The sequence below is a fragment of the Acidovorax sp. HMWF029 genome (assembly GCF_003060895.1).
Classification (GTDB): Bacteria; Pseudomonadota; Gammaproteobacteria; order Burkholderiales; family Burkholderiaceae_C; genus Acidovorax.
The window spans coordinates 1-4174 of the sequence record NZ_QAIH01000193.1 but is presented as its reverse complement, the minus strand read 5'-3'; the positions used below and the strand labels follow the sequence as shown (position 1 = coordinate 4174).

Sequence of the window (4174 nt, the reverse complement as noted above, 5' to 3'; positions counted from 1 at the left end):
CCTTAATTGATAGCTGTTATCGCATGACCATCGCGCGGTAACGGCTATTTTTGTTCAAAATTTTCGTCACAGCGGCACGGCGGGTCCGCTCCACAGGTCCAGCGGCGGGTCGGCTGCCACGGCCCGCAGGATGTCCGTGCGCGAAATGAAGCCCGACAGCACGCCTGCTTCATCGGTCACCGGCAGCCCGGGCAGGCCGGTGTCGAGCAGCACGGCGGCCACGCGGCGCAGCTCAGTGTCGGCCGAGACGGTGGGCACGGGGCTTACCATCACCTGCGCCACCGGGCGGCGGGCCAGATCGATGGCTTGCTTCACGGCGCCGGGCTCGGGCAGCAGGTCCAGCGGTGCCATATCGGCCCGTAGCAACAGCCCGATCACGCGGCCCAGCGCATCCACCACGGGCGCCTGCGCCACCTTGTGCTCGGCCAGGGTTTGCCAGGCATCGTTCACGCGCACATCGGGCGCCACACCCACGCCGCCGGTGGTCATCACATCGCTGACCTTGGTCAGCGGCTGGCGGGTGGTCGGTGGACCCTGTTCGGTTTGTGCGTAGGCGCTGGCGGCGTCGTGCATGCGCAGGTTGACGATGGTGTGCGCTGTGGCCGCGCTGGTGCCTGACGCCGTGGGGCGCGGCGGGGGGGTGAAGACAGGCACCGGCTGGCCACTTTCCGTATCCATGGCGCGTGTGCGCAGAGCCTGGGGGCGCTGCACACTGCGCACCGCAGCAATGCGCGTCAGGTTTTCGGGGCCACCCCGGTACATCTGGCCCGACGGGCCGAATACAAAGAACATGGTTTTCTCCCGCATGGAGGTCCGCCAGCGCGTGTGCGCAGGGCATTGCCTTGCCCATGTTATCGGCAGCAGTGCAGTGCGTATGCAGGCTGCGTTGTGTCCGCATGTTGCGGGCAGCCCCGCACAAGCCCCTACACTGCCTCCTCTTTGGATACCACCAGCCTCACTGGAGCCCCGCATGATCGACCGCGCCGCCATTGCCGCCGCCCGCCGCCAACTGGCCACCCAGCCCGACTTTCTGCGCACAACGCCGCTGATGCGCGTGTCCGGCCGATCTCTGGGGGTGGACTGCGCCGAGGTCTGGCTCAAGCTGGAACACCTGCAAGTGGGCGGGAGCTTCAAGGCGCGCGGCATGTTGTACCGCCTGCTGGCCAACCCGGTGCCCGAGAGTGGCGTCATCATTGCGTCAGGCGGCAATGCCGGTATTGCTGTGGCGGCGGCGGCCCAGGCTTTGGGCGTGCGCTGCGAAGTCTTTGTGCCAGAGGTCTCGCCCGAGGCCAAACGCGCCCGATTGCGTGCGCTGGGGGCCGAGGTGGTTGTCACCGGTGCGGCGTATTCCCAGGCTTTTGAAGCTTGCGTGGCCCGCCAGAAGACCACCGGCGCACTGCAAGCCCATGCCTACGACCAGCCTGAGGTGGTGGCGGGCGCAGGCACCTTGGCGCTGGAGCTGGAAGAACAAGCGGGCCGCTTGCCCGACACGGTGCTGGTCAGTGTGGGTGGAGGGGGTCTCATCGGCGGCGTGGCCGCGTGGGTGGAAAGCCGCGCCCATGTGGTCGCGCTGGAGCCCGAACGCGCGCCCACCCTGCACGCGGCGCGCGCCGCAGGGCAGCCGGTGGATGTAGAAGTGGGTGGCGTGGCCGCTGACTCGCTGGGCGCCAAGCGCATCGGCGCCATTGGCTGGGAGGTGAGCCAGCGCCACGTGCACGATGCGCTGCTGCTGCCCGACGACGCCATCCGCGCTGCCCAGCTGTGGCTCTGGAAGGAGCTGAAACTGGCTGTGGAGCCCGCCGCCGCGCTGGGCCTGGCCGCGCTGCAAACCGGCGCCTACAAACCCCAGCCGCAAGAGACCGTGGCCCTCATTCTCTGCGGCGCCAACTTCGACCCCTGTACCCTCAACTGAGTCAGCTCACCGCGTCTGCAACTGGCGCTGCCTCACGCCAGCGCCCCCGCGCAAGGGCCGCCCCGCCGCAGATGCGGCGCTTCACTTGCGTGCGCTGGGGGCGTCCCCCCTCGGGGGGGAAGGCGCGAAGCATCTCAGGGGGGAACTAAAATCCACCCATGCTTGACATTCTTCTCCTCCGCAAAGACCTCGACACCGCCATCGCGCGGCTGGAAACCCGCAAAAAGCCCCAGGCCTTCCTGGATGTCTCCGCTTTCCAGGCCCTGGAGTCCGAGCGCAAGACACTGCAGACCCGCACCGAAGAATTGCAGGCCCAGCGCAACCAGCTGTCCAAGCAAGTCGGCATGCTGATGAGCCGGGGCGACAAGGACGGCGCCGAGGCCATCAAGGCCCAGGTGGCCGCAGGCAAGGTGGAGCTGGAGCAGTCCGCCGCCCGCCTGGAGCAAATCCAGTCCGAACTTCTGGCCATGCTGGTGGCCGTGCCCAACCTGCCGCACGAATCCGTGCCTGTGGGCGGCGACGAGGCCGGCAACGTGGAAGTGCGCCGCTGGGGCGCGCCTGGCAAGTTCGATTTCGAAGTGAAAGACCATGTCGATGTGGGCACCCCGCTGGGCCTCGACTTCGACATGGGCGTCAAGCTCTCGGGCTCGCGCTTCACCGTGATGAAGGGGCCCATTGCCCGCCTGCACCGTGCCCTCAGCCAGTTCATGCTGGACGTGCAGACGCAGGAGCACGGCTACACCGAGTGCTACGTGCCCTATGCCGTGAACGCTGATTCCCTCAAGGGCACCGGCCAGCTGCCCAAGTTCGAAGGCGACCTGTTCGCCGCCAAGAAGGGCGGCCAGGACGGCGAGCCCGTGCCCGACAACGCAGCGCTCTACCTCATCCCCACCAGCGAAGTGCCGCTGACCAACTTTGTCCGCGATGTGGTGGTGGCCGAGTCCGAGCTGCCTATCAAGCTCACGGCCCACACGCCGTGCTTCCGCTCCGAGGCCGGCAGCTACGGCCGCGACACGCGCGGCATGATCCGCCAGCACCAGTTCGACAAGGTCGAAATGGTGCAGATCGTGCACCCTGAAAAGAGCTACGAAGCGCTGGAAGAAATGACGCGCCACGCCGAGGCCGTGCTGCAGAAGCTGGGCCTGCCCTACCGCGTGATGAGCCTGTGTACGGGCGACATGGGTTTTGGCGCTGCCAAGACCTATGACCTGGAAGTGTGGCTGCCCGCACAGAACACCTACCGCGAGATTAGCTCGGTGAGCAACTGCGAAGCCTTCCAGGCCCGCCGCCTGCAAGCCCGCTTCAAGAATGCGCAGGGTAAAAACGAATTGCTGCACACCCTGAACGGCTCGGGTCTGGCCGTGGGCCGCACGCTGGTGGCGGTGCTGGAAAACTACCAGCAGGCCGACGGCAGTGTGGTGGTGCCGGAGGCGCTGCGGCCGTACCTGGGCGGCACAGCCGTGCTCAAGCCCTGAAAATCTGGCTATAATCGCAGGCTTCGACACACAGGAGAGGTGGCAGAGTGGTCGAATGTACCTGACTCGAAATCAGGCGTGGTAGCAATATCACCGTGGGTTCGAATCCCACCCTCTCCGCCAGTATTGAGGCCCTGCAGCTATCTAATCCATAGCGCAGGGCCTTTTTCTTTTTGGCGGGGGATCGGGCAGCCAGCCTACCACTTGTAGATGGCGAGGTTGAGATGCATGAACCACGCGCTCTGCAGCGTCAGAATACGGTTCGCGCAGCTTGCGCAAGACGTCTCGAAGGAACTCCGCATGCCCCCCGATTGCCCAGCGACATCCTCCATCCGCCTGACCCAGTACAGCCACGGGGCAGGCTGCGGCTGCAAGATCAGCCCCCAGGTGCTTGACGTTATCCTGGCGGGCAGTGGGGCGCAGAACCTGGACCCTCGGCTGTGGGTGGGCAACACCTCCCGCGACGATGCGGCCGTGTACGCGCTGGATGGTGAGCGTGGGGTGGTGTCCACCACCGACTTCTTCATGCCCATCGTGGATGACCCCTTTGATTTCGGTCGCATTGCGGCCACCAATGCCATAAGCGATATCTACGCCATGGGGGCCGATCCTCTGATGGCTATTGCCATACTGGGCTGGCCGGTGAACGTCCTGCCCCCCGAGGTTGCGCGCGATGTGGTGCGGGGTGGGCGGGCCGTTTGCGACACGGCGGGTATTCCCCTGGCCGGCGGGCATTCCATCGATGCGCCGGAGCCTATCTTTGGCCTCGCGGTGACCGGGGTGGTGG

4 protein-coding genes and 1 tRNA gene are annotated in these 4174 nt (G+C 66.2%); 4 read left to right on the top strand and 1 reads right to left on the bottom strand.

The window, feature by feature from the left end:
• Positions 1-66: 66 nt before the first annotated feature.
• Positions 67-792, bottom strand: a complete 726-nt coding sequence (locus tag DBR12_RS13400) for an HPP family protein (protein WP_108617713.1) — start codon at positions 790-792, stop codon at positions 67-69.
• Positions 793-970: 178 nt separating this feature from the next.
• Here DBR12_RS13400 and DBR12_RS13395 point away from each other — a divergent pair, with 178 nt between their 5' ends.
• From DBR12_RS13395 to selD, 4 genes are all read left to right on the top strand, one after another.
• A complete protein-coding gene (locus DBR12_RS13395; RefSeq protein WP_108617708.1) occupies positions 971-1912 on the top strand; it encodes a threonine/serine dehydratase in 942 nt (313 codons plus the stop codon).
• A gap of 158 nt (positions 1913-2070) precedes the next feature.
• Positions 2071-3387 (top strand): serine--tRNA ligase, encoded by a 1317-nt coding sequence (serS, locus tag DBR12_RS13390; protein ID WP_108617707.1) that lies wholly within the window; start codon positions 2071-2073, stop codon positions 3385-3387.
• Between the two features lie 33 nt (positions 3388-3420).
• Positions 3421-3510, top strand: a tRNA-Ser gene (locus DBR12_RS13385).
• A 177-nt stretch (positions 3511-3687) separates the two neighbouring features.
• Positions 3688-4174: selenide, water dikinase SelD (selD, locus tag DBR12_RS13380; protein ID WP_108617706.1), on the top strand; the 487-nt coding region annotated here is incomplete at its 3' end.

What these genes read in the sequence shown, in the direction of transcription:
- DBR12_RS13395 (WP_108617708.1), top strand. Translation starts at nt 971, where the DNA reads ATGATCGACCGCGCCGCCATTGCCGCCGCCCGCCGCCAACTGGCCACC.
- DBR12_RS13400 (WP_108617713.1), bottom strand. Translation starts at nt 792, where the DNA reads ATGTTCTTTGTATTCGGCCCGTCGGGCCAGATGTACCGGGGTGGCCCC.
- serS (WP_108617707.1), top strand. Translation starts at nt 2,071, where the DNA reads ATGCTTGACATTCTTCTCCTCCGCAAAGACCTCGACACCGCCATCGCG.